This window comes from Geodermatophilus sp. SYSU D00710 (genome assembly GCF_054050195.1).
This window is the reverse complement of sequence record NZ_JBJGYX010000073.1, coordinates 1-24,312: the sequence shown is the minus strand read 5'-3', so window position 1 is coordinate 24,312 and position 24,312 is coordinate 1. Positions and strand designations below refer to the sequence as shown.

23 protein-coding genes are annotated in these 24,312 nt (G+C 76.7%); 16 read left to right on the top strand and 7 right to left on the bottom strand.

Translation table 11 applies throughout. The features are described 5' to 3' along the window. The first annotated feature begins 201 nt into the window (after positions 1-201). Positions 202-918 carry a methyltransferase domain-containing protein gene (locus tag ACI78U_RS22370; protein ID WP_456877604.1) on the top strand — a complete coding sequence of 239 codons (717 nt, stop codon included), beginning with the start codon at positions 202-204 and terminating at the stop codon, positions 916-918. A gap of 4 nt (positions 919-922) precedes the next feature. Here ACI78U_RS22370 and ACI78U_RS22365 read toward each other — a convergent pair whose 3' ends face one another. Further along, positions 923-1,642: a hypothetical protein gene (locus ACI78U_RS22365; RefSeq protein WP_456877603.1), complete on the bottom strand. Its 720-nt coding sequence runs from the start codon at positions 1,640-1,642 to the stop codon at positions 923-925. A 51-nt stretch (positions 1,643-1,693) separates the two neighbouring features. Then, the gene (locus ACI78U_RS22360) at positions 1,694-2,314 is read right to left on the bottom strand and encodes a TetR/AcrR family transcriptional regulator (RefSeq protein WP_456877602.1); all 621 of its coding nucleotides are present in this window, start codon (positions 2,312-2,314) and stop codon (positions 1,694-1,696) included. A gap of 401 nt (positions 2,315-2,715) precedes the next feature. On the opposite strand from ACI78U_RS22360, the gene steA reads away from it, so the two are divergent. Genes steA through ACI78U_RS22320 form a run of 8 tightly spaced genes read left to right on the top strand, consistent with a single transcriptional unit; the run spans position 2,716 to position 13,116 of the window. Further along, the gene (gene steA, locus ACI78U_RS22355; protein WP_456877601.1) at positions 2,716-3,903 is read left to right on the top strand and encodes a putative cytokinetic ring protein SteA; all 1,188 of its coding nucleotides are present in this window, start codon (positions 2,716-2,718) and stop codon (positions 3,901-3,903) included. Next, the gene (locus ACI78U_RS22350) at positions 3,900-4,853 is read left to right on the top strand and encodes a copper transporter (protein WP_456877600.1); all 954 of its coding nucleotides are present in this window, start codon (positions 3,900-3,902) and stop codon (positions 4,851-4,853) included. Before steA ends, ACI78U_RS22350 begins: the two co-directional genes overlap by 4 nt. Further along, positions 4,850-5,668: a hypothetical protein gene (locus tag ACI78U_RS22345; RefSeq protein ID WP_456877599.1), complete on the top strand. Its 819-nt coding sequence runs from the start codon at positions 4,850-4,852 to the stop codon at positions 5,666-5,668. Before ACI78U_RS22350 ends, ACI78U_RS22345 begins: the two co-directional genes overlap by 4 nt. Continuing rightward, positions 5,665-7,305, top strand: coding sequence for a murein biosynthesis integral membrane protein MurJ (murJ, locus tag ACI78U_RS22340; protein ID WP_456877598.1), 1,641 nt, complete (start codon positions 5,665-5,667; stop codon positions 7,303-7,305). Before ACI78U_RS22345 ends, murJ begins: the two co-directional genes overlap by 4 nt. Beyond that, positions 7,298-8,443, top strand: a complete 1,146-nt coding sequence (locus ACI78U_RS22335) for a glycosyltransferase family 4 protein (RefSeq protein WP_456877597.1) — start codon at positions 7,298-7,300, stop codon at positions 8,441-8,443. Before murJ ends, ACI78U_RS22335 begins: the two co-directional genes overlap by 8 nt. Next, positions 8,440-10,794: a hypothetical protein gene (locus ACI78U_RS22330; RefSeq protein ID WP_456877596.1), complete on the top strand. Its 2,355-nt coding sequence runs from the start codon at positions 8,440-8,442 to the stop codon at positions 10,792-10,794. Before ACI78U_RS22335 ends, ACI78U_RS22330 begins: the two co-directional genes overlap by 4 nt. Beyond that, positions 10,787-12,514, top strand: a complete 1,728-nt coding sequence (locus tag ACI78U_RS22325) for a CTP synthase (protein WP_456877595.1) — start codon at positions 10,787-10,789, stop codon at positions 12,512-12,514. Before ACI78U_RS22330 ends, ACI78U_RS22325 begins: the two co-directional genes overlap by 8 nt. A gap of 2 nt (positions 12,515-12,516) precedes the next feature. After that, positions 12,517-13,116 (top strand): NUDIX domain-containing protein, encoded by a 600-nt coding sequence (locus ACI78U_RS22320; protein WP_456877594.1) that lies wholly within the window; start codon positions 12,517-12,519, stop codon positions 13,114-13,116. Between the two features lie 150 nt (positions 13,117-13,266). On the opposite strand, the gene ACI78U_RS22315 is transcribed toward ACI78U_RS22320, so the two are convergent. Together ACI78U_RS22315 and ACI78U_RS22310 are read right to left on the bottom strand one after the other, a co-directional pair. Beyond that, entirely contained in the window at positions 13,267-13,884 is a 618-nt protein-coding gene (locus ACI78U_RS22315; protein ID WP_456877593.1) for a hypothetical protein, read from the bottom strand. Positions 13,885-14,009: 125 nt separating this feature from the next. Further along, the gene (locus ACI78U_RS22310; RefSeq protein ID WP_456877592.1) at positions 14,010-14,669 is read right to left on the bottom strand and encodes a hypothetical protein; all 660 of its coding nucleotides are present in this window, start codon (positions 14,667-14,669) and stop codon (positions 14,010-14,012) included. A 183-nt stretch (positions 14,670-14,852) separates the two neighbouring features. On the opposite strand from ACI78U_RS22310, the gene ald reads away from it, so the two are divergent. The 7 genes from ald (at position 14,853) to ACI78U_RS22275 (ending at position 21,150) form a co-directional block, all read left to right on the top strand. Then, the gene (gene ald / locus ACI78U_RS22305) at positions 14,853-15,968 is read left to right on the top strand and encodes an alanine dehydrogenase (protein ID WP_456877591.1); all 1,116 of its coding nucleotides are present in this window, start codon (positions 14,853-14,855) and stop codon (positions 15,966-15,968) included. Further along, on the top strand, positions 15,947-16,942 hold the full coding sequence (locus ACI78U_RS22300) for a site-specific tyrosine recombinase XerD (RefSeq protein WP_456877590.1): 996 nt from the start codon (positions 15,947-15,949) through the stop codon (positions 16,940-16,942). The genes ald and ACI78U_RS22300 overlap by 22 nt, the downstream gene beginning before the upstream one ends. A gap of 198 nt (positions 16,943-17,140) precedes the next feature. Beyond that, positions 17,141-18,046: a ParA family protein gene (locus ACI78U_RS22295; protein WP_456877589.1), complete on the top strand. Its 906-nt coding sequence runs from the start codon at positions 17,141-17,143 to the stop codon at positions 18,044-18,046. Further along, positions 18,043-18,543, top strand: a complete 501-nt coding sequence (locus tag ACI78U_RS22290) for a hypothetical protein (RefSeq protein ID WP_456877588.1) — start codon at positions 18,043-18,045, stop codon at positions 18,541-18,543. Before ACI78U_RS22295 ends, ACI78U_RS22290 begins: the two co-directional genes overlap by 4 nt. 28 nt (positions 18,544-18,571) lie before the next feature. Continuing rightward, on the top strand, positions 18,572-19,414 hold the full coding sequence (locus ACI78U_RS22285) for a segregation and condensation protein A (RefSeq protein WP_456877587.1): 843 nt from the start codon (positions 18,572-18,574) through the stop codon (positions 19,412-19,414). Next, positions 19,411-20,244 carry an SMC-Scp complex subunit ScpB gene (gene scpB, locus ACI78U_RS22280; RefSeq protein ID WP_456877586.1) on the top strand — a complete coding sequence of 278 codons (834 nt, stop codon included), beginning with the start codon at positions 19,411-19,413 and terminating at the stop codon, positions 20,242-20,244. The genes ACI78U_RS22285 and scpB overlap by 4 nt, the downstream gene beginning before the upstream one ends. 60 nt (positions 20,245-20,304) lie before the next feature. Then, entirely contained in the window at positions 20,305-21,150 is an 846-nt protein-coding gene (locus tag ACI78U_RS22275) for a pseudouridine synthase (RefSeq protein WP_456877585.1), read from the top strand. Positions 21,151-21,168: 18 nt separating this feature from the next. Here ACI78U_RS22275 and ACI78U_RS22270 read toward each other — a convergent pair whose 3' ends face one another. The 3 genes from ACI78U_RS22270 to ACI78U_RS22260 all read right to left on the bottom strand — a co-directional run bounded on the left by ACI78U_RS22270 (position 21,169) and on the right by ACI78U_RS22260 (position 24,133). Continuing rightward, entirely contained in the window at positions 21,169-22,275 is a 1,107-nt protein-coding gene (locus ACI78U_RS22270; RefSeq protein WP_456877584.1) for a LacI family DNA-binding transcriptional regulator, read from the bottom strand. Positions 22,276-22,413: 138 nt separating this feature from the next. Then, positions 22,414-23,250, bottom strand: a complete 837-nt coding sequence (locus ACI78U_RS22265) for a carbohydrate ABC transporter permease (protein WP_456877605.1) — start codon at positions 23,248-23,250, stop codon at positions 22,414-22,416. Between the two features lie 34 nt (positions 23,251-23,284). Next, on the bottom strand, positions 23,285-24,133 hold the full coding sequence (locus ACI78U_RS22260; protein WP_456877583.1) for a carbohydrate ABC transporter permease: 849 nt from the start codon (positions 24,131-24,133) through the stop codon (positions 23,285-23,287). Positions 24,134-24,312 lie beyond the last annotated feature (179 nt).

Genomic DNA, 24,312 nt, shown 5'->3' with positions numbered 1-24,312 from the left:
CACACCGCCCAGGCCCCCCCCCGGGAACGGGTGGGTGTGCCCGCGCCCCCCCGGGCTTGCCGGCCCCCGGCCCACCCGGTGGTGCCCCACGGGGTGGCAGGACGCGGGAGTGCGCGACGCGCAGCCGGGGTAGGTGGGGAGCGTGCGTCTCGACGACCCCGCCCCACCCGTTCCCGCCGAGCGCCCCGCCGGGGCGCTCCGGTGAGCTGCTTCAGCTCGGCCGACGAGTCGGCGCACTACGGCTTCTCCGTCTGCATGCTGCTGCAGCAGTACCGCGAGCAGCTGCGCTGCGAGTCCGCGCCCGTCGTCGAGCTCGGCACCGGGGACGCCTCGGCCATCGCCGACGTCGTCGCCGGCCTGCCGGACCTGCGGGTGCACGGTTACGACATCAGCGCCGACTCGGTGGCGGCGGCCCGGGCCAACATCGCCCAGCGCGGCGTGGCCGACCGCTACACCGTCGAGCTCGGGGACTTCTTCGACCAGGCCGACGCCGCGGGCGGGGAGCCGGTCACCACCGCGATCTCCAACCCGCCCTACATCCCCGCGCCCGACCGCGACATCCGCATGCCCGAGCTCTGGGGCGGGGTGCGCGGCAACGACCTGACCCTGCAGCTGCTCAAGGCCGGCTACGACCACGTCGTCACCGCCGTCGCCAGCTACGCCGACCCGGTCACCACCGTCTCCACCGCCGCCGACCTCGGCTACCGGGTGGCCAACTTCCTCGCGATGGGCCTGGACTACGGGGCCTACAGCAGCGAGCCGAAGGTGCGCGCGCAGATCCGGCGGATCGTCGCCGAGGGCCGCGGCTGGGCCGGCGAGGACGAGTACATGGTCGCCGTGGCCCTGTTCACCCGCGATCCCGCGATCCCCGGCGACCGCGCCGACCAGCTGCTGCGGGCGCTGCAGCTGCCCGCCTGACCGCTCACCCCAGCGGTACGCAGAGCGCGGCCGGGTCGTCGGCGCAGCCGCCGGCACCGACGCGCACCTCGTCCCACGGGCCGGTCGCGTTCGACCCGGCCTCGTTGCGCAGCCCCGAGATCCGCAGCACCAGATCGGCGGTGGGCGCCGCGGCGCGGGCCACGACCCAGACCGAGACGGTGGTGACGCTGCCGACCCCGCTGCCCACGCCGACGCCGTCGGTCACCGGCGAGGTCGTGCCGTCCTGGCACCAGCGGGTCCCCGGCGCGGCGGACCCGACGAAGGCGGCGGTCCCGGCGCGGGGCGCACCGCCGTCGGCCGCGGTCAGCGCGACGTCCGCGGCCAGCCCCGACATCCCCGCCGTCGAGGTGTCGGTGAAGGTCAGCTCGACGGCCAGGGAGCGCACCGACCCGTCGTCGGGCAGCCCGCAGTCCTCGGCGAAGGACCCCGGCAGCGGCGGGAGGCCGACGGCGACCGGCGTGCGCACGACCTCGACCCGCCCGCTGTACGCCGCACCGCCGGAGGAGTCGGCCAGCGTGGCGCTGGCGACCGGCACCGGCACCGGCGCGGGCGCCGGCAGCGGCACCGGGGCGATCGGCGGCGGCGACCCCTCGAACCGCGGGGCACCGGCCGGCGGGTCCCCGAGGTCGGTCAGCAGGCCGCAACCCGACAGCACCCCCAGCAGGGCGAGGGCGGGGAGGACGGCGGACCGGCGGGGACGCACGCCGCGCACCCTGGCAGACGACCCCGGACTCCGGCGAGCACCGGCGGCGTCCTAGCGCCGTTTGGCGTACCCGGCCAGCCCGAACTGCAGCAGCGACAGCCCCCGCCGGCCGGCCGCGCGCAGCTCGGCGGCCAGCTCCGGACCGGTCACCCCGGCGAGCACCCGGTCGCGGGCCAGCTCGAGCAGCCGCCCGTACAGGGAGGTGATCGCCGACGCGGTCAGCTCCGGCTCCACCGCGCCGTCGGACGCCCCGGTCTCCGAGCGGATCTGTGCGGCCAGCGCCGCGGTGATCTCGCCGAGGATCTCCCGCTCGCGCACCTGCAGCGTCCGCGAGCCGCGCACCACCCGGGCCATCGCGGCCACCCCCTCGGCCGCCGCGGGGTCGCCCAGCGAGGTCATGGCCGCCACGACGAACGTCCCGGCCGCCGCGGCCGGCGACTCCCCGGCCGGCCGGGTGGCGACGGCGCGCAGCAGGGCGGCCCGCATCGGCGGGTCGGTGGACAGGACCAGGCCCTCCTTGACGGGGAAGTGGTTGAACACCGTCTTCTCCACCACGCCGGCCCGCTGGGCGATCTCCACGACGCTGACCGCGTCGAACCCGCGCTCGGCGAACAGCGCCGCCGCCACCTCGACGATCCGGTCCCGCGTCTCCAGCCGCCGGCGCTCGCGCACCCCGGCCCCCCGCCGCTCCCGGCGGCGGGCGGCCCGCCCCGACGGCGGCCCGGCGGCCGCGGGAGGAGTGGGCGCGGGCGACCCCGCGGGAGACGCGGACGGCTCGGGGCGGCTCCCCGGGACCGCCCGGATCACCGGGGCCGGAGCCGGTGCCCGCTCCGGCACCGCCTCCGGCGCCCCGTCCGCGGCGCCGGGGCGGTTGGCCGGGAAGCTGGCAGCTGGAGCCCCACGTGTCACGTCGTGGACGCTAGACAGGACCGAGGGGCACTCCGGCGGTGCTGGTGGGGCAGCTGCGCCCGGCGTGTCGCGCTCACCGTGGTGTCGGACACCCTGCGTGACCAGGCCGTCGCCGGAGCGCGTCGGTGGGCAGCCCGTCCAGGCGTGCGTGGGACCATGACCCAATGCGCATCGGCACCCTGCGACGGAGCCGGGCCCAGGAGGCGGCACCCGGGGTCACTGGCACCGTCCGGCTGGACCGTCGCACCAAGAACCTCACCAAGCGCCTGCGGCCCGGCGACGTCGCCGTCATCGACCACGTCGACATCGACCGCGTGAGCGCCGACTCCCTGGTCGCGGCGAAGGTCGGTGCGGTCGTCAACGCCGCCCCCAGCATCTCCGGCCGCTATCCCAACCTGGGCCCGGAGATCCTCACCGCCGCCGGCATCCCGCTGGTCGACGGCGTCGGCAAGGACGTCTTCGCCGCGCTCAAGGAGGGTGCGCAGGTCCGCGTCGACGGCGACACGCTCTACGGCCCCGACGGCACCCCCGTCGCGAAGGGCACCGAGCAGACGCCGGACACCGTCGCCGCGGCCATGGCCGACGCCAAGGCCGGGCTGTCCACGCAGCTCGAGGCCTTCGCCACCAACACGATGGAGTACATGAAGCGCGAGCGTGCGCTGCTCCTCGACGGCGTCGGCGTCCCCGACGTGCGCACCGCGATCGAGGGCCGCCACGTGCTCGTCGTCGTCCGCGGGTACGACTACAAGGAGGACCTGCAGGCGCTGCGGTCCTACATCCGCGACTACCGGCCGGTGCTCGTGGGTGTCGACGGCGGCGCCGACGCGCTGGTCGAGGCCGGCTACCAGCCGGACATGATCATCGGCGACATGGACTCGGTCAGCGACCACGTCCTGCGCAGCGGCGCCGAGGTCGTGGTGCACGCCTACGCCGACGGCCGCGCCCCCGGGCTCAAGCGCGTGCAGGACCTCGGCGTCGACGCGATCACCTTCCCGGCCGCGGCCACCAGCGAGGACATCGCGATGCTGCTGGCCGACGAGAAGGGCGCCAAGCTCATCGTCGCCGTCGGCACGCACGCCACGCTCGTGGAGTTCCTCGACAAGGGCCGCGGCGGCATGGCCTCGACCTTCCTCACCCGGCTGCGGCTGGGCGGCAAGCTCGTCGACGCCAAGGGCGTCAGCCGGCTCTACCGCAGCCGGATCTCGAGCGGCGCGCTCGTCGTCCTGGTGCTGGCCGCGCTGCTGGCCATCGTCGCCGCGCTGGCCGTCACCACCGCCGGCCGCATCTACCTCGACCTGCTGGTCGACCAGTGGGACAGCTTCGTGTTCTGGTTGGAGAACCTCTTCTCGTGATCGACTTCCGCTACCACCTGGTCTCCCTGATCGCGGTGTTCCTGGCGATCGCCCTGGGGCTGGTGATCGGCGCGACCCAGCTGTCGGGACCGGTGCTGGACAACCTGCGGGGGCAGGTCACCGCACTGCAGGAGGACAAGCGGGAGCTGGAGGACACCTCCCAGACCCTGCAGGCGCAGGTCGACACCGACCAGGCCTTCGAGTCCGCCGTCGCCCCGGCGCTGGTGCAGGGTGCGCTCACCGGCCGCGGCGTGCTGCTGGTGCTCGCCTCCGAGGAGGTCACCACCGACACCGTGGAGGAGGTGACCGCGCTGGTCACCGAGGCCGGCGGCACGGTCAACGGGCAGGTCACCGTCACCCCGGACTACAGCGACCCGGCGAGCGAGTCGGCGCTGCAGAGCTACGTGACCACCCCGGCCGGCCGCCCCGCCGGCGTCGCGCTGCCCGAGACCGACGACACCGGCGAGCTCGTCGGCGCGCTGCTGGGCCAGGTGCTCATGGTCCCGGCGACCGGCGCCCCGGCGCCGGACACCGCCGCCGTCTCCACGGTCCTGGCCGGGCTGCAGGCGCTCGACGTGCTCTCCCAGGACTCGGACTCGGTGACGCCGGCCGACTTCGCCGTCGTGCTCACCGCCGGGGCGCTCGGGGGCGAGGACGCCGCCGACCGCAACGACGCGCTGGTCGACCTGGCCACCGCGCTCGACGCCGCCGGATCGGGCGCCGTGGTCGCCGGGGACGCCGCCTCGGCGGCGGAGAACGGGCTCGTGGGCGCGCTCCGCGCCGACCCGGAGACCGCCACGGCCGTGTCCACCGTCGACAACGTGACCAGCCCGTCGGGCCAGATCAGCACCGTGCTGGCGCTGGGCCGCGAGCGCGAGGGCACCTCCGGCGCCTACGGCACCGGGGAGGGCACCCAGCCGGTCCCGCCGCTGCCGGCCGCCACCCCGTGACCGGGCGCCCGGCCCTCCTGGTGGCGGCCGGGGCGGTCGCCGCCCGCGCCGGGCTCGCCGCGGCCGGCGCGGTCGACGCCCGGCCCACCGGGGACCCGTGGCGGCGGACCAACTACGCCGGCCGGCCGGTCACCCTGCTCGGCGGGCCGGCGCTGGCCGCCGCGGCCACCGCCGGCGCCGTCCTCGGCGCCCCGCCCGGCACCCGCGCCGCCGCCGCCGTGGCCGGCACGGTGTCCGGGCTGGTGGGCGGCTACGACGACCTGGCCGGCGCCCGGCCCGAGCAGGCCCGCGACAAGGGCCTGGTCGGGCACCTGGCCGCGCTGCGCGCCGGGCGGGTGTCGGCCGGCGCGGTGAAGGTCGCCGGCATCGGCGCCGCGGCCGCCGTCGCCGCGCTGCTCACGCGCCGCAGCAGCGTCGACGCCGTGCTCACCACCGGCCTGGTCGCCGGCACCGCGAACCTCGTGAACCTGCTCGACCTGCGCCCCGGCCGGGCGGCGAAGGCCGCGGCGCTGGCCGCCGCCGCGGGCCTGCGCGGTCCCGCGGGCGGCCTGGTCGCCGGGCCGCTGGGCGCCGCGCTGGCCGTGCTGCCGGCCGACCTCGGCGAGCGGGTGATGCTCGGCGACGCCGGCGCCAACGCCGTCGGCGCGCTGCTGGGGCTGCGGGCCGCGGCCGTCCCGTCGCGCCCGGTCCGCGCCGGCCTGCTGGCCGCGGTGACCGCGCTGACCCTGGCCAGCGAGCGGGTCAGCTTCACCCGGGTCATCGAGGCCACCCCGGGCCTGCGCGAGCTCGACCGGCTCGGCCGCCGCCCGGCGTGACCGCCGCGGGGCCGACCGTGTCGGGACGGCGGCTGGCCCAGGGGGTGGCCGGCGCGGCCGCGCTGATCGCCGTCCTCACCGTGCTGGCCCGCCTCGCCGGGTTCGGCCGCACGCTGGTGTTCACCAACGCCGTCGGCGCGGGCAGCACCGGCGACGTCTACACCGCGGCCAACACCGTCCCGAACATCGTGTTCGAGGTGGTCGCCGGGGGAGCGCTGGCCTCCCTGGTGGTGCCGATGCTCGCCGGCGGGATCGCCACCGGCGACCGCGAGCAGGTCCGCCGCACGGCCTCGGCGCTGCTGGGCTGGACCCTGCTGGTGCTCGTGCCGCTCGCCGCGCTGCTGGCGCTGCTCGCCGAGCCCGTCGCGCGGCTGCTGCTCGGCGGCGGTACCGACGCCGAGGTGGCCCTGGCCGCCCGGTTCCTGCTCGTGTTCGCCCCGCAGGTCGTCCTCTACGGCCTCGGCATCGTGCTCACCGGGATCCTGCAGGCCCACCGCCGCTTCGCCGCGCCCGCGCTCGCACCGCTGCTGTCCAGCGTCGTCGTCGCCGGCGCGTACGCGCTGTTCGCGCTGCTCGGCGGAGCGCGGTCGGTGCCTGAACTGACGACGCCGGCCGAGCTGGTCCTCGGCGTGGGCACGACGCTCGGCGTCGCGGCGCTCACCCTGCCGCTGCTGCTGCCGCTGCGCCGCCTGCGGCTGGGCCTGCGCCCGTCGCTGCGCTTCCCGGTGGGCGTCGCGCCGCAGGTGCGCCGGCTCGCCGTCGCGGGCGTGCTGACCCTCGCCGGGCAGCAGCTGGTGGCCGCCGTCGCGATCCGGCTGGCCAGCGACGGCCCCGACGGCACCCAGGTGGTCTACACCGCCGGCCTGACCCTTTTCCTCGTGCCGTGGGCCGCCGTCGCCGTGCCGCTGGCCACGTCGGCCTACCCGCTGCTGGCCGAGCGGGCCGGCACCGGCGACGAGGCCGGCTACCGCCGCGCGCTGGCCCCGCTGACCACGCTCGTGCTGGTGGCCTCGCTGGCCGCCGCCGCCGTCCTCGCCGCCGTGGCCGGGCCCATGGCCCGCGTCTTCCTGCTCGGCGGCAGCACCCGCGACGTCGCCGCGTTGCGCGACGCCATCCTCGCCTTCGCGCCCGGCCTGGCCGGCTACGGCCTGGTCGCCGTGCTCACCCGCGCGCTCTACGCCCGCGGCCTGTGGCGGGCGCCCACCACCTGCGTGCTCGGCGGGTGGCTGCTGGCGGTGGCGGCCGACGTCGTCCTGGCCCGCGCCCTCCCGCCCGCCGACCGGGCGCTGGCGCTGGCCGCCGGGCACAGCCTCGGGGTCACCGTCGCGGGGCTGGCGCTGCTCGCGGTCACCGCCCGGGTGGCCCCCGGCGGGCTGGCCGGCCTCGCCCGTTGCGGCCTGCCCGCGCTGCTGGCCGCCGGGGCCGGCGCCGCCGCGGGACTGCTCACCGCCCGGGCGCTGGGCGCCGACCCGGTCCCGGCCGGCTCGCTGCCGGGGGCGGTCGGCGCCGGGCTGCTGGCCGCCGCGGCCGTGACCGCGGTGGCGGGGGCGGTCATGATGGTCACGGCGCGCCGCCCCCTGCTCGCGGCGGTGCGCGCGCTGCGGGAACCCGGGGGGACGGAGGTGCACGGTGGCTGAGCGGGGATCCCTGGCCGGCCGCCGCATCGCCGAGGTGCTGGCCACCAGCACCGGCGGCGTGGGCACCCACCTGCGATCGGTGCTGCCGGCGCTGGCGGAGGCGGGCGCGACGGCCACCGTCTGCGGCCCGGCCGCGACCGACGCGCTGTTCGGCTTCTCCGCGGCCGCCGCATTCCGGCCCGTCGAGATCTCCGCCGGCCTGGACCCGGTGGCCGACGCCCGCGCGGTGCTCGCCCTGCGCCGCGCGCTGGCCGGCGCCGACCTGGTGCACGCCCACGGGCTGCGCGCCGGGCTGGTCGCCGCGGCCGCGGTGCGGGCCGGGACCCGAGGCGGTCCCCGCCGGCCGCTGGTCGTCACGCTGCACAACGCCCTGCCCGACCGCGCCGGCCCGCTGCGCCGGGTGCTCGCCACCGCCGAGCGGACCACCGTCCGGGCCGCCGACGTCGTGCTGGCCGCCTCCGCCGACCTCGCCGCCAACGCCTGGCGGCTGGGCGCCCGCGACGTCCGGGTCGCGCCGGTGTCGGCGCCGGCGCTGCCCCCGGCCCGCCGCCCCCGCGCGGAGGTGCGCGCCGGGCTGGGCCTGACCGAGGGGCGCCCGCTGGTGCTCGCCGTCGGCCGGCTGCACCCGCAGAAGGGCTACGACGTCCTCCTCGACGCCGCCGCCACCTGGGCCGCCCGGCCGGACCCGCCGCTGGTCGCCGTCGCCGGGGACGGGCCGCTGGAGGCCGAGCTCGCCGCCCGCATCCGCGACCAGCGGCTGCCGGTGACCCTGCTCGGCCGCCGCGACGACGTCGCCGACCTGCTCGCCGCCGCCGACCTGGTGGTGCTGCCCTCCCGCTGGGAGGCCCGCTCGCTCACCGCGCAGGAGGCGCTGCGCGCCGGCACGCCGCTGGTGGCCACCCGCACCGGCGGCCTGCCCGGCCTGCTCGGCGACGGCGCGCTGCTGGTGCCGCCCGGTGACGCCGCCGCGCTCGCCGAGGCCGTCGACGGGCTGCTCGCCGACCCCGCCCGCGCCGCGGCGCTGGCCGCCGCCGGGAGGGCGCAGGCGGAGAGCTGGCCCGACGAGGCGGCCACCGCCCGCGCGCTGGCCGCCGTCTACCGCGAGCTGCTGGGCCCGCCGGAGAGCGGCGCGGCATGAGGCGCGCCGCCGTCCTGCTGGCGACCCTGCTGACGCTGCTGGTCGCCGGGTTGCCTGGCGCGGCGGCCGCCGAGGACTGGTCGGCCGACCGGGTGCTGGTCGTCGGCGTGCCCGGGCTGGTGTGGAGCGACCTCGACCCCGCCACGACGCCGGCGCTGTGGGAGCTCGCCGACACCGCGCCGATCGGCGCCGTGTCGGTCCGCGCGGCGCGCTCGACCACCTGCCTGCTCGACGGCTGGGCCACGCTGGGCGCGGGCAACCGGGCACGGTTCCCCGCCCCCGACGAGGCCGCGCCGCCGGTGCCGCTGCCCACGGTGCCGCTGCCGGGCGGCGCCGCCGGGGCGGGCGCCACGCCGTCACAGCCGCCGGTGCCCGCCGGGCCCCCGGCCAGCCCCGAGCTGTCGCACTGCGGCCTGCAGGAGCGGCTGGCGCAGGTCGGGCTGGCCGATCCGCTGACCGCCGTCCGCGCCGTCGCGGAGGACAGCGCCACCGTCCGGTTCGGCGCCGAGCCCGGCGCGCTGGGCGCCGCCGTGGGCTGCGCGACCGTGGTCGGCCGGGCGGCCGCGCTCGCCGTCGCCGCGCCCGGCGTGGGGCTGGCCCGGGAGGAGGCGCTGCCGGCGGACCCGGCCGCCGTCGCCGCGCTGTTCGGGCCCTGCCCGCTGACGCTGGTCTCCCTCGACGGGCTGGTCGACGCCGGCGTGCCCGCGCCCGAGGGCAGTGAGACCGGCACCGAGCCCGGGTCGCGGGCGGCGGCCGTGGCGGCGATCGACGACGCCGTCGCGCGGCTGCGGGCCGCGGTCGCCACGCTGCCCGGCGAGACGCTGCTGCTGGTGCAGGGCGTCTCGGAGGTCAACGACGGCCGCCCGCAGCTGCACGTGGGCATCGCATCGGGGCCGGGCTTCACCGAGCCGGGCTGGCTCACCTCCGCCAGCACCGGCCGCGCCCCGTTCACCCAGCTGATCGACGTCGCCCCGACCGTGCTGCGCGCCCTGGACGCCGAGCGGCCGGCGTCGCTCAACGGGCAGCCGCTCACGGTCACCGGCGGCCGCCCGCCCACCGCCGAGGCGGTCGAGGCGCTGGAGCGGGCCAACACCGCGGCAGTGGTCCACCACCGCAGCACCGGCACCTCCTTCGTCGCGCTGGTGGCCGTCGACGCGGCGGTGGTCGCCCTCGGCCTGCTCGTCCTGGGCCTGCGCCGGGGGGCCCGCCCGGGGGCCGGCCGGCTCCGGCCGCTGCTCGAGGTCGCCGCCGTCGCCGCCGCGGCGCTGCCGGTCGCCACCTACCTCGCGGGGCTGCTGCCGTGGGAGCGGGCCGGGTCCCCGCGCTGGGCGCTGGCGGGGTCGGTGCTGCTGGCCACCGCCGCGGTGACGGCGCTGGCGCTGCTCGGACCGTGGGCCCGGGGAGCGGGACGGCGCCCGCGGCTCGGCCCGCTGCTCGCCGTCCTCGGCGTCACGGTGGCCACGCTGGTCGGCGACGTGCTGGCCGGCTCGCCGCTGGAGCTCGACGGGCTGCTCGGCTACGACGCGATCGTCGCCGGGCGGTTCACCGGCTACGGCAACCTCAGCTCCGGCCTGCTCGCCGCCGCCGCGCTGGTCACCACCGCCGTCGCCGCGACGGCCCTGGGCCGGCGCGCGGGCCCGGCCCGGCAGCGGCGGGTCACCGGCCTGGCGGTGCTGGCCGCCGGGGCGCTCACCGTCGTCCTCGTGGGGGCGCCGGGGCTGGGCCGTGACTTCGGCGGTGTGCTGGCCGCGCTGCCGGGCTTCCTGCTGCTGGCGATGCTGCTCACCGGGGTGCGGGTGACGCTGGTCCGGCTGGCCGCGGTGCTCGCCGCCGGCGTGCTCGCCGTCGGCACGCTCGCGGTCCTGGACTGGACCCGCCCGGCCGACCAGCGCAGCCACCTGGGCCGCTTCGTCGAGCAGGTGCTCACCGGCGAGGCGTGGACCGTGGTCAGCCGCAAGGCCCAGGCCAACCTCGACATCCTGCTCGGCAGCGCGCTGGCCTGGGTCCTGCCGGTGGCGCTGGTGGCGGCGCTGTGGCTGGTCCGCGGGCGCCGGCCGGCCTGGCTGCGCGGCCCCGGGCTGCTGCGCGCGGGCGGCTCGGGCCTGCCGCCGGCCGACGTCGCGGTGCTGCGCGCGGGGCTGGTCGCCACCGCCCTGAGCCTGGCCCTCGGCGCCGCGGTCAACGACTCCGGCGTGGCGCTGGCCGCGACGGCCGCGACGCTGCTGGTGCCGCTGCTGGTGGCGCTGGCGGCGACCTCCCCGGCGGGCCGGGACGCACCCGGCGGCACCGGGGGCGAAGCGGCCGATCGTGTTACGGTGGTTTCCCGTGGGTCGACCGTCTGGAATGCGTGATCGCGGGCTCCTCCACAACTCCCAGCCGACGAAGTTCGTCTTCGTCACCGGCGGAGTTGTCTCCTCTCTCGGCAAGGGCCTGACGGCCAGCTCGCTCGGCGCGCTGCTGTCCGCCCGCGGCCTGCGGGTGACCATGCAGAAGCTGGACCCGTACCTCAACGTCGACCCCGGGACGATGAACCCGTTCCAGCACGGGGAGGTCTTCGTCACCGAGGACGGCGCCGAGACCGACCTCGACGTCGGCCACTACGAGCGGTTCCTCGACACCGACCTGGGCGCGCGGTCGAACGTCACGACCGGGCAGGTGTACTCCGACGTCATCGCCAAGGAGCGGCGCGGGGAGTACCTCGGCGACACCGTGCAGGTCATCCCGCACATCACCAACGAGATCAAGGCGCGCATCCTCGCCGCGGCCGAGGCCGGTGGGGAGAGTGACGACGACGAGGACGCCGTCGACGTCGTCATCACCGAGATCGGCGGCACCGTCGGCGACATCGAGTCGCTGCCCTTCCTCGAGGCCGCCCGGCAGGTGCGCCACGAGATCGGCCGCGACAACTGCTTCTTCCTGCACATCTCGCTGGTGCCCTACATCGCCCCCTCCGGCGAGCTGAAGACCAAGCCGACCCAGCACTCGGTGGCCGCGCTGCGCAACATCGGCATCCAGCCCGACGCGCTGGTCTGCCGGGCCGACCGCGAGATCGGCACCGGCCTCAAGCGCAAGATCAGCCTGATGTGCGACGTCGACGCCGAGGGCGTCATCTCCTGCCCCGACGCGCCGTCGATCTACGACATCCCCAAGGTGCTGCACCGCGAGGGCCTCGACGCCTACGTCGTCCGCCGGCTCGGCCTGCCCTTCCGCGACGTCGACTGGACCGTGTGGGGCGACCTGCTCGACCGGGTGCACCGCCCCAAGCAGACGGTGACGATCGCGCTGGTCGGCAAGTACGTCGACCTGCCCGACGCCTACCTGTCGGTCACCGAGGCGCTGCGCGCCGGCGGGTTCGCCCACCGCAGCCGCGTGCAGATCCGCTGGGTGCCCTCCGACGACTGCCAGACCCCCGAGGGTGCGGCGGCCGCGCTCGGCGACGTCGACGGCGTGTGCATCCCCGGCGGGTTCGGCGTCCGCGGCATCGAGGGCAAGCTCGGCGCCATCCGCTACAGCCGCACCAACGGCATCCCGACCCTGGGCCTGTGCCTGGGCCTGCAGTGCATGGTCATCGAGTACGCCCGCCACATGGCCGGCCTCGAGCACGCCAACTCCGCGGAGTTCGACCCCGACACCCCCGACCCGGTGATCGCCACGATGGCCGACCAGCTCGACGTCGTCGCCGGCGAGCGCGACCTGGGCGGCACCATGCGGCTGGGCAGCTACCCGGCCGCGCTGCAGAAGGGGTCGGTGGCCGCGGCCGCCTACGGCTCGACCCAGGTCACCGAGCGGCACCGGCACCGCTACGAGGTGGCCAACGCCTACCGCGACCGGCTCAGCGAGGCCGGGCTCGTCTTCAGCGGCACCTCGCCCGACGGCCACCTGGTCGAGTTCGCCGAGCTGCCGCGCGAGGTGCACCCGTTCTTCGTCGGCACCCAGGCCCACCCCGAGCTCAAGAGCCGGCCCACCCGGCCGCACCCGTTGTTCGCCGCGTTCGTGCAGGCGGCCATCGAGCGCGCCGAGTCCGCGCGGCTGCCGGTGCCCGACCTCGAGGCCGAGAAGGTCGGGATCTGACGGTGAGCGAGCCGGCCGCCGACGGCGGGTACCGGGTGCTGGGCACCGAGACGGTCTACGAGGGCCGGGTCATCACCCTGGTCAGGGACACCGTCGCCATGCCCGGCGGGGGCGACAGCGTCCGCGAGGTGGTCCGGCACCCCGGCGCGGTGGCCGTCGTCGCGCTCGACGACGAGGGCCGGGTCGTCCTGCTGCGCCAGTACCGGCACCCGGTGGGCGGCTACCTGTGGGAGCTGCCGGCCGGCCTGCGCGACGCCGCGGGCGAGGCCCCGCTGACCACCGCGCAGCGGGAGCTGGCCGAGGAGGTGCGGCTGGCCGCCGACCGGTGGTCGCTGCTCACGACGACGTTCAGCACGCCCGGCTTCTGCGACGAGCAGGTGCTGGTCTACCTCGCCGAGGGGCTCACCGAGGCCGACCTGCCCGAGGGGTTCACCGCCGAGCACGAGGAGCTCGACATGACCGTCGAGCGGGTGCCGCTGGCCGAGGCGGTGCAGCGGGTGTTCGACGGGGCGATCCGCAACTCCGCCGCCGTCATCGGGTTGCTGGCCGCCGCGCAGCACCGCGCGGCCGGGACGACGCTGCGCCCCGTCGACGCCACCTGACGACCGCTGTCGAGATCGCGTGATCTCGACGCGCGGGACGGCGTGCCGCGGCCGGGATCGCGCGATCTCGACGCACGAGATCGGCGGTCTCGTGGCCATCGGCGGCTGATCGCCACGGGACCGGCGATCTCGCGGGGGCCGGGACGCCGGTCAGCCGACGACGACCGCGCTCGACGAGCCGACCTGCACGTACTCGAGGACGCCGGTGTCGGCGTCGAGCAGCGCCTCCTCGAGCCAGAACACGTAGGGCGCGCCCGGGGTCAGGCCGCCGAGCACCGCGCGCACCTCGCCGCAGTCGTCGCGCTGGGCGACGTCGACCCGCGGCGGCGCGGGCTGCTCCCCGGTCACCAGCTGCTGGCTGACGGCGGTGACCCGGTAGCCCCGCACGTCGTCGCGGCCGTCGGCCTGCCAGGTCACCGTCGCCGACCCCGGCCCGGGCACCACGCCGGGCGTGACCTGCCGCGGGTTGCCGTAGCCGCCGCACTCGGCCGGCGGCGGCGTGACCTGCAGCGGCTGCCCGCGCGGGACCATCGGCGGCGGCAGCTCGACCTCCAGCCGCCGCGGCACCGGCAGCGCGAGCGCGGGGGGCTCGACGGCCGGCTCCGGCACGGCGGCGACCGCCGGCGGGGCGGCCGCGGCCGGCGCCGGCTGCGGGCGGGCGGTGGTGCCGGCGGCGCGGAACGGCGCCCATGACGCGCTCACCTCGGCGGCGATCTCGGTGGCCGGCGCCGACAGCGTCACCAGGCCCAGGGCCGCGACCACGGTCACCCGGCCGGCGATCCCGCCCGCCGACGGACCGCGCCGCCGTCGCCGCGACCCCGACGCCCCTCGTCCCGCTCGTCCCACCGACACCTCCCCGATCAGCAGGGACTTCGGCACCCGGGGCGCCGGTCTCAACCCGAGCGCGGGGGCGCGGGTGCGGTGGCGCCCGACCCGACGCCGTCGGGCACCGGCAGCCGCAGCCCCAGCCGGCCGGCCTCGAGCCCGGCCAGCACGCGCACCGCCGCCGGGTCGCCGGCCCGCCAGGCCGCCCCGGTGCCCGGCGGCAGCGCCGCCAGCCGGGGCAGGGGAGCGGTGGCCACCGCCCGGGCGGCCAGCAGCTCCAGGTCGGGGTCGGCGCCGCGCAGCAGCCGGGACACCGCCGACGCCTCGCGCACCCAGCGCAGCCGCCACGGCAGCCAGCGCGCCAGCAGCCAGCCCACCGGCAGCACCACCAGGACGACGGCGAGCACGGTCGCCAGCGTGGCGACGGCGTCCTGCGCGGCCTGCCCGGCGCCGCTCACCGAGCCGGCCGCGTCGCCGAGGGACTCCAGCGGCGCGGACAACTCGTCGCCGACCACCGGTACGTCCTCGGCCGCCGACGCCGCCGAGCCCATGTCCTCGGCCACCGAGGAGCCGAGGTCCTCCACCGCCTGCCCGGGCTCGGCCAGCACCAGCACCGCGTCGTGCACCACCCGGGCGACCAGCACCCACAGCACCAGCCACGCGACCATGCCGGCGTCGGCCAGCACCTGGCCCAGCCGGCGGTCGGGGCGCGAGGCGTACAGGCGCATCGGGGTGTTCCTCCTCCGCTGGGGTGACCCGGCCACTACCCGAGCCATCGTCGGCGCTCCGCGCACTGACGGCAGCGCGGGCGCTGGCTAGGGTCCGGTGGGGGGCGCCTCCACCGGGGACGCCCGACGACAGGCGCGGGACCGACGACCTCGGCCCGGCCGCAGCGACAGGAGTGGACCACCATGCACGTCGGGGTGCCCCGAGAGGTCAAGAACAGGGAGTACCGGGTCGCGCTGACCCCGGCCGGTGTCACCGAGCTGACCCGCGCCGGGCACACCGTGCTCGTCGAGCAGGGGGCGGGCGAGGGCTCGTCCATCCCCGACGCCGACTTCACCGCCGCCGGCGCCCGGATCGTGCCGAGCGCCGACGACGTCTGGGCCGACGCCGACCTGCTGCTCAAGGTCAAGGAGCCGATCGCCGAGGAGTACTCCCGGCTGCGGGCGGGGCAGACGCTGTTCACCTACCTGCACCTGGCGGCGTCCAAGGAGTGCACCGACGCGCTGGTCACCTCCGGCACCACCGCGATCGCCTACGAGACCGTGCAGACGGCGAACGGCGCGCTGCCGCTGCTGGCGCCGATGAGCGAGGTCGCCGGGCGGATGGCACCGCAGGTCGGCGCGCACAGCCTCGAGCGGGCGCACGGCGGGCGCGGGGTCCTGCTCGGCGGGGTGTCGGGCGTCTACGCGGCCAAGGTCGTCGTCATCGGCGCCGGGGTGTCGGGCATGAACGCCGCCACCATCGCCCTGGGCATGCAGGCCGAGGTCGTCGTCCTGGACCGGGACATCGACAAGCTGCGCGCCGCCGACAGCATCTACCGCGGCCACCTGCAGACGGTGACCTCCAACGCCTACGAGGTCGAGCGCGCCGTCCTCGACGCCGACCTGGTCATCGGGGCGGTGCTCGTGCCCGGCGCGAAGGCCCCCACGCTGGTGAGCAACGAGCTGGTGTCGCGGATGAAGCCGGGCTCGGTGCTCGTCGACATCGCCGTCGACCAGGGCGGCTGCTTCGAGGACAGCCGGCCCACGACACACGACGACCCGACCTTCCGGGTGCACGAGTCGGTGTTCTACTGCGTGGCGAACATGCCCGGTGCCGTCCCGAACACCTCCACGCACGCGCTGACCAACGTGACGCTGCCCTACGTCATGGCGCTGGCCGAGAGGGGGACGCGCGCCGCGGTCACCGCCGACCCGGCCCTGGCCCACGGCGTCAACGTCGTCGCCGGGCAGGTCGTGCTGCCGGAGGTGGCCGAGGCGCACGGGATGACCGCCGTGCCGTGGGAGGAGGTCCTGCCCTGACCGTCGCACCGCCGGCCGGCACGCCCGCGCGGGACACCGACGTCGAGCGGGTGGTCGGGGGCTACCTCGACCACCTCGCCGTCGAGCGCGGGCTGGCCGCCAACACCATCGCCTCCTACCGCCGCGACCTGCGCCGCTACACCGCCCACCTCGCCGCGGCCGGCGTGCGCGGGCTCGGGGAGGTCGCCGAGAGCGACGTCGCGGGCTTCCTCGCCGCGCTGCGCGCCGGCGACGAGGAGCACCCGCCGCTGTCGGCGACGTCGGCCGCGCGCGCGGTCGTCGCCGTCCGGGGGCTGCACCGCTTCGCGCTGCTCGACGGGCTGGTGCCCGGCGACGTCGCCGCGGAGGTGCGGCCGCCGGCGCCGGCGCGGCGGCTGCCCAAGGCGGTGCCGGTGGAGGCGGTGGTGGCGCTCATCGAGGCGGCGGGCGCGGTGGAGGGCCCGCGCGGGCTGCGCGACCGGGCGCTGCTGGAGGTCCTCTACGGCACCGGCGCGCGCATCTCCGAGGCCGTGGGCCTGGCCGTCGACGACCTCGACCGCGGCCAGTCGGTGGTGCGGCTGGCCGGCAAGGGCGGCAAGGAACGCATCGTCCCGGTGGGCAGCTACGCGCTGCGCGCCGTCGAGGACTACCTGGTCCGCGCCCGCCCGGCGCTGGCGGCGGCGGGACGCGGCGGCGTCCGCGGCGGGCGGCTGTTCCTCAACGCCCGCGGCGGGCCGCTGTCGCGGCAGAGCGCCTGGGCGATCCTGCGCTCGGCGGCCGAGCGCACCGGGGACGCCTCGCTCGTCGCGCACGTCTCCCCGCACACCCTGCGGCACTCCTTCGCCACCCACCTGCTCGACGGCGGCGCCGACGTGCGCGTGGTGCAGGAGCTGCTCGGCCACGCCTCGGTGACCACGACGCAGGTGTACACGCTGGTCACCGTCGACAAGCTGCGCGAGGTCTACGCCGGCAGCCACCCGCGCGCGCTCTCCTGACGAGCCGGAACCGTCCCGGTTGTCACCATCTGCCCGGCATCACCGAGCAGTAGCCGGAGGACACCGGCAACTTCCGCCAGCGGCGGCGTGTCCCGTGGATCGCTGCAGGTGATCTCCCTACCGTCGTCCCCGTCCCGAGCGGACCGGGCCGGCCGACCACGGCCGGCACCGCGGGGGAGCACGGAGGAGTGGGCACGCATGGCGATCCGAGGGGACGTGGCCGGTCAGGCGCTCGCACTCCCGGCCGACGGCGGGGAGATGGGGGCGGCCGCGTCGCGGCTGGACCCGGCCCGCGCGCGTCAGCGCCGGCTGCCCGAGCCCCCGCCCCTCGAGCGGCACGGGCCGGCCCGCGTCATCGCGATGTGCAACCAGAAGGGCGGCGTCGGCAAGACGACGTCGACGATCAACCTGGGCGCCTCGCTGGTGGAGTACGGCCGCCGGGTGCTGCTGGTCGACCTCGACCCGCAGGGCGCGCTGTCGGTCGGCCTGGGCGTGCCCGCGCAGCAGCTGGACCGCACCATCTACAACGCCCTCATGGAGCGCCACACGACGCTGGCCGACGTCCGCGTGGGCACCGACGTGCCCGGCCTGGACCTGGTCCCGAGCAACATCGACCTGTCGGCCGCCGAGGTGCAGCTGGTCAGCGAGGTCGCCCGCGAGCAGACCCTGCTGCGCAAGCTGGACTCGGTGCGCGACGAGTACGACTACGTGCTCATCGACTGCCAGCCCTCGCTGGGTCTGCTCACCGTCAACGCCCTGACCGCGGCGCACGGCGTGGTGATCCCGCTGGAGTGCGAGTTCTTCTCGCTGCGCGGCGTGGCGCTGCTGGTGGACACCATCGACAAGGTCAAGGAGCGGCTCAACCCGGAGCTGGAGATCGACGGCATCCTCGCCACGATGTACGACTCGCGGACCGTGCACTGCCGTGAGGTGTTCAGCCGCGTCGTCGAGGCCTTCGGGGACACCGTCTTCCAGACCGTCATCCACCGCACCGTGCGCTTCCCGGAGACCACCGTCGCCGGTCAGCCCATCACCACCTGGGCGCCGACCTCCTCGGGTGCGGCCGCCTACCGCGACCTGGCGAAGGAGGTCATCGCCCTGTGACCCGTCGACCCGTGCTGCCGGGGGCCGACGAGCTGTTCCGGCGCACCGACACCCCGCCGCCGGCGGAGGTCACCGAGCTGACCCCGCTGAGCTCCACGGCGGCGTCCTCGGCGCTGCGCGCGTCCCGCCGGGCGGCGGCCGGGCCGGAGCCCGAGCAGCCGGCGTCGCTGACGCTGGTGCCCGGCGGCGCTCCCGCCGACCCGCTGGCCGCCTTCCGCGCCCCGGCGCCGCCGCCCGTGCCGGCGCCCGGGGCCCGCACCCGCGGCAAGGCCGCCCGCGCCAGCGGCGCCGGCCGGACCCGGCACGACGAGAAGATCACCGTCTACATCTCCGCGGAGGACCTGCTGGCGCTGGAGAGCGCGCGGCTGTCGCTGCGGGCCGAGCACGGCGTGGCCGCCGACCGCGGCCGGATCGTCCGCGAGGCGGTGTCGGTGCTGCTCGCCGACCTGGCCGAGAACGGCGAGGACTCCGTCCTGGTGCGCCGCCTCAAGGGTTGAGGCGGGCGGGGGCATACCCTTGCCCTCCGTGAGCGGAGAAGCGCGCGCGGTCGTGACCGCGCCGGAGCCGGCCGACGCCGGCCGCTTCACCGTGCGGCTGACCAACTTCGAGGGCCCGTTCGACCTGCTGCTGCAGCTGATCGGCCGCCACCAGCTCGACGTCACCGAGATCGCGCTGTCGGTGGTCACCGACGAGTTCATCGCCCACCTGCGGGCGCTCGGCGACGAGCTCGACCTCGACCAGGCCAGCGAGTTCCTCGTCGTCGCGGCCACGCTGCTCGACCTCAAGGCCGCCCGGCTGCTGCCGGCCGCGGAGATCGAGGACGAGGAGGACCTCGAGCTGCTCGAGGCCCGCGACCTGCTCTTCGCCCGGCTGCTGCAGTACCGGGCGTACAAGGAGGCCGCCGCGGTGCTGCGCGAGCGGGAGGCGGCCGCCGTCCGCCGGCACCCCCGCGAGGCGCCGCTGGAGCCGCGGTTCGCCGCGGTGCTGCCCGAGGTGCTGCTCGGCGTGACACCCGAGCGGTTCGCCGCGCTCGCCGCGAGGGCGCTCACGCCCAAGGAGCCGCCGACGGTGGGGGTCACCCACCTGCACGCGCCGCCGGTCAGCGTCGCCGAGCAGCTGCTCGCCGTCCGCTCGGCGCTGCTCGGTGCGGGCACCGTGACCTTCCGCGCCCTCACCGGCGACTGCGCCTCCACGATGGAGGTGGTGGCCCGCTTCCTCGCGCTGCTCGAGCTCTACCGGCAGCAGCGGGTCACCTTCACCCAGCTCACCCCGCTCGGCGAGCTGCACGTGCGCTGGACGGGGCCGGCCACGGTCGCCGCGGTGGCCGACCTCGGCGGGGCGGCCGACGACGGGCGGGTCGCGTCGTGACCGGGCCGGAGGAGCGCGGTCCCGTCTCCTGGGAGGCGCTGGCCGCGGAGCTGGCGGCCACCCGCGAGGAGGCCGCCGACCGGCCCGACGCCGACCCCGCCGTGTGGGACGCCGTCGCCGCGGAGCTGGCCGCCCGGGTGGCCGAGCGCCCCGCGCCGCCGGCCGACGACGTCCCGCCGGTGCCGGACGAGCCGCTGGTCCTGCCGGGGATGCCCGAGCCGGAGCCCGAACCGGAGCCGGAGCCGGAGCCGGAGCCGGAGCCGGAGCCGGCGGAGGAGCTCGACCCCGACGAGCTGCGCGGCGGCCTGGAGGCGCTGCTGTTCGTCGCCGACGGCCCGGTGGACGAGGCGACGCTCGGCGCCGCGCTGCGCGTCGCGGTGCCCCGGGTGCGCACCGCGCTGGCCGAGCTCGCCGCCGGCTACGACGAGCGCCGGTCGGGCATCGTGCTGCGCCGGGCGGGGGAGGGGTGGCGGCTCTACACCCGCGAGGAGTTCGCGCCCGTCGTCGAGCGCCACCTGACCGGCGCCACGCGCAGCCGGCTCACCCAGGCGGCGCTGGAGACCCTCGCCGTCATCGCCTACCGGCAGCCGGTGACCCGGGCGCGGGTGTCGGCGATCCGCGGTGTCGGCGTCGACGGGGTCATGCGCACGCTGCTCTCCCGCGGCCTGGTCACCGAGGTGGGCACCGACCCCGACAGCGGCGGCGGCCTCTACGGGACGACGCCGCTGTTCCTCGAGCGGCTCGGGCTGACCGGCCTGCACGAGCTGCCGCCGCTCGCGCCGTTGCTGCCCGACGCGGCCGACGTCGCCCGGGAGACCCCCGAGGGCTGACCCGGCGCCCGCCCGGTCGCGGCGACCGGCGTCCGCCCGCGGGGTGGGAGACTGGAGGGGATGGACACCGCAGCGCATCCCGACGACCTCCCCGGCACCCCCGGCGGGGAGGGCTGGTCGGAGCAGATGGAGCTCGCTCCCGCCCACCCCGGCGACCGGGCGCCCTCCGCGAGCCCCGAGCGCGAGGGGGAGCGGCTGCAGAAGGTGCTCGCCCGCGCCGGCGTCGGCTCGCGGCGGGTCTGCGAGGACATGATCGACCGCGGGCGGATCAGCGTGAACGGCGCGGTCGTCACCGTGCAGGGCATGCGGGTCGACCCGGCCAGGGACAGGATCGCCGTCGACGGGCAGCGGATCGAGCTGCGCGACGACCGGGTCACCTACGCGCTGAACAAGCCCGCCGGGGTGATCACCGCGATGAGCGACGACCGCGCCCGGCCCACCGTCGGCGACATCGTCGGCGACCTCGCGCCCGGCCTGGTGCACGTCGGCCGGCTCGACCAGGACACCGAGGGCCTGCTGCTGGTCACCAACGACGGCGAGCTCGCCCACCGGCTGGCCCACCCCAGCTACGAGGTGCGCAAGACCTACCTCGCGCAGGTGTCGGGGTCGGTCCGGCGCGACCTGCACCGCAGGCTGCGCGCCGGGATCGAGCTGGAGGACGGCCCGGTGCGGGTCGACTCCTTCCGGGTGGTCGACACCCACGCCGGGCAGTCGGTGGTGGAGGTCGTGCTGCACGAGGGCCGCAAGCACATCGTGCGGCGGCTGCTGGCGGCGGTGGACCTGCCGGTCTCCCGGCTCACCCGCACCGCGGTCGGCCCGATCTCGCTGCAGCGGATGCGCAGCGGCTCGATCCGCCGGCTCACCCGCCAGGAGGTCGGCGCGCTCGAGGAGCTCGTCGGGCTCTGACGCAGGGACCCGGACCGGTCAGGACGCCGGTCCCGGCGGGGCGGTGGACGCCCGCCGGAGCAGGGAGGTCGTCAGGGTGCGGTGCCGGCGGGGGAGCTCCTCGCCGGAGATGAGGGCGAGGAGCATCTCCGCGGCCTCCCTGCCCATCTGCCGGATCGGCTGCTGCACCGTGGTGAGCGGGGGATCGGCGAGCGCGGACTCCGGGATGTCGTCGAAGCCCACGACCGAGAGCCGGCGCGGCACGTCCACGCCGAGCTCGGCCGCGACCTCCAGGGTCGCCAGCGCCGAGAGGTCGTTCGCCGCGAAGACCGCGGTCGGCGGGGACGGGTGCGTGAGCAGCTCGTGGGCGGCCTTCCGGGCGATCTCCGGGTCGAAGCCGCCGGACCGCACCAGCGCCTCGTCCACGGGCAGCCCCGCGGCGGCGAGCGCCTCGCGGTAGCCCTGCTCCCGCTGCTGCGCGGACAGCAGGTCCGAGCGCCCCGTGATCGTGCCGATGCGGGTGTGCCCCAGCCCGATCAGGTGCTCCACGCCGAGCCGGGCGCCCTGCAGGTTGTCGGCGGCGACCGAGGGCAGCCCGGCGGGACCGGTGTGCGGGTCGACCGCCACCACCGGTCCGTCGGACTGCACGTCGGTCACCGTCGGCGTGACGAGGACGGCGCCGTCGACGAGGCTGCCCATCAGCCGGGACAGCGACCGGCGCTCCCAGCCCACCCGCGCCTCGACGTGCCCGCCGGCGGAGTAGGCGATCAGTTCGTAGCCGGAGCCGTGGATCCCGTCGGCGACGCCCTTGAGGACCTCGGTGCTGAAGGGCTCGAAGTCCATGACGAGGACGCCGACGACGTTGGTCCGGCGGTTGCGCAGGCTCCGCGCCACGAGGCTCGCCTCGTAGCCGAGCCGGGTGATGACCCGGGTCACGTGGTCGACGGTCTCGGCGGAGACGCCGTACCGGCCGTTGATGACCTTGGAGACGGTGGAGATGGAGACGCCGGCCTCCGCGGCCACCTGCTGCATCGTCACCCGGCCGCGGGGGGCCGGCAGCGGGGAGTCCGCGGTGGGCGGTCCCTCGCCCGGTCCCACCACGAGGCCCGGGCCGACGACGTCGTCCCGCGGGGCATCGAGTTCCATGGTCCTCTTCTCGGTCAGGCCCTCGGTGGTCACAGTGCCAGAGGAGGGGGCTGCGCTGTCCAGGACATCGGCTGGGACGTCGGTGATGGCGGGCCCGGCCCGGAGCCGTCCTCGCGGCGGCTCCGGGCCGGGCCCGGCTCAGCCCTTCACCGCTCCCTGGAGCCCGCTGACGATGCGCCGCTGCATGGCGAGGAACAGCATCAGCGCGGGGATCATCGCGATGGTCGTGAACGCCAGGACCCCCGCGGTGTCGGCCGAGTGCTCGGTGGAGTAGTCGGCCACGCCCAGCGGGAGGGTGCGCATGTCCCCCTGGAGCAGCAGGAGCGGCAGCAGGTAGGCGTTCCACGAGGCGACGAAGGCGAGGACGCCGACCGTGACCAGGCCGGGCATCGACAGCGGCAGCGCGATCCGCCAGAAGATGCCGACCCGGGAGGCGCCGTCGAGCATGGCCGCCTCCTCGACCTCCTTCGGCAACGCCATCAGGAACGGCCGCAGGATCACCACCGTCGTCGGCAGCGCGAACGCCGCCTGCGGCAGGGCGATCCCCCACCAGGTGTTGCCCAGCTGCAGGTCCCGCGTCACGAGGATGAACAGCGGGACGATGGCCACGGCCGCCGGGAAGAGCAGTCCCAGGACGAACACCAGGAACAGCGGTTCACGGAACCGGAACTGGTAGCGCGCCAGGGGGTAGGCGGCCATCACGCCGGCGAGCACCGCCACCGCCGTGGTGATGAGCGCGACCACCGTCGAGTTCAGCGCGTAGGTCCAGAAGTCGGGGTTGGTGAGGACGCCCCGGTAGTTGTCCAGCACCCACGGGTCGGGGAGCCCGGCCGGGTCGCGCGCCAGCTGCTCGTTGCTCCGGAAGCCGCCGAGCGCCCCGTAGAGCACCGGCCCGAGCGTGACCGCCACGACGGCGGCCGCCACCAGGTAGACCAGCGGGCCGCCCCGCCCGTACGTCGTCGCCCGTCGTGCCATCACCGGGCCTCCTTCTCGCGGATCTCCAGCAGGTTCACGTGTCCGCCTTGGTGTCGCGGCGCAGCACCAGGAACTGGTAGGCGACGGCCAGCGCGAACCCGATCAGGAACAGCACGACCGACGCGGCCCCGGCGATGCCGAAGTTGCTCCGCTGCGTGCCCTGGCTGACGAGGTAGGTCGCCATCGTGGTCGTCGCGTTCGCCGGCCCGCCGCCGGTCAGGATCCAGACCATGTCGAAGAGCTGCAGCGAGCCGATCATGGACAGGAAGACCCAGGTCCGGATGGTCGGCGCGAGCAGCGGGATCGCGATCCGGCGCTGGGTCTGCCACCACGAGGCGCCGTCGAGCTGCGCGGCCTCGGAGAGCTCGTCGGGGACCCCCTGCAGGCCGGCCAGGAACAGCAGCACGGCCAGGCCCAGGTACTTCCACGTGAGCACCACGAAGACGGTGGCCAGCGCCAGGTCGGGGGTGCCGAGGAAGCCCTGCTCGGGGACCGGGATCCCCACCGAGCTCAGCATGGTCTCGAGGAGGCCGGACCGGGGCTGCAGCAGCTGGAACCACACGACGCCGGCGATGACCTCGGCGAGGACGTACGGGACGAAGATGATCGTCCGCAGCAGCCCCCGCCCGCGGATGCGGCGGTTGAGCAGCAGCGCCAGCGCCAGCCCCAGCGGCAGCTGCACGAGGATCGACGCGAAGACGATGAGGAAGTTGTGCACCACCGCGTCGGTGAAGACGTCGTCGGCCAGCACGCGGGCGTAGTTCTCCAGGCCGACGAAGTCCACCATCGGGCCGAAGCCCTTCCAGCGGTAGAACGACATCCGGGCCGCGGAGAAGACCGGGTAGACGACGAAGACGGCCATCAGCGCCAGGGCCGGCGCCACGAAGAAGAGGATCTCCAGGCGCTTGCGGCCCCTGTCGCGACGGGGGCGGCCGGTCCCACCGGGGGTCCGGCCGGGGGGGGGGGGGGGGGGGGGGGGGGGGGGGGGGGGGGGGGGGGGGGGGCGGGGGCGGGGGGGGGGGGGGGGGGGGTGGGGGGTTTCTGTTTTTATAACTAGATGGG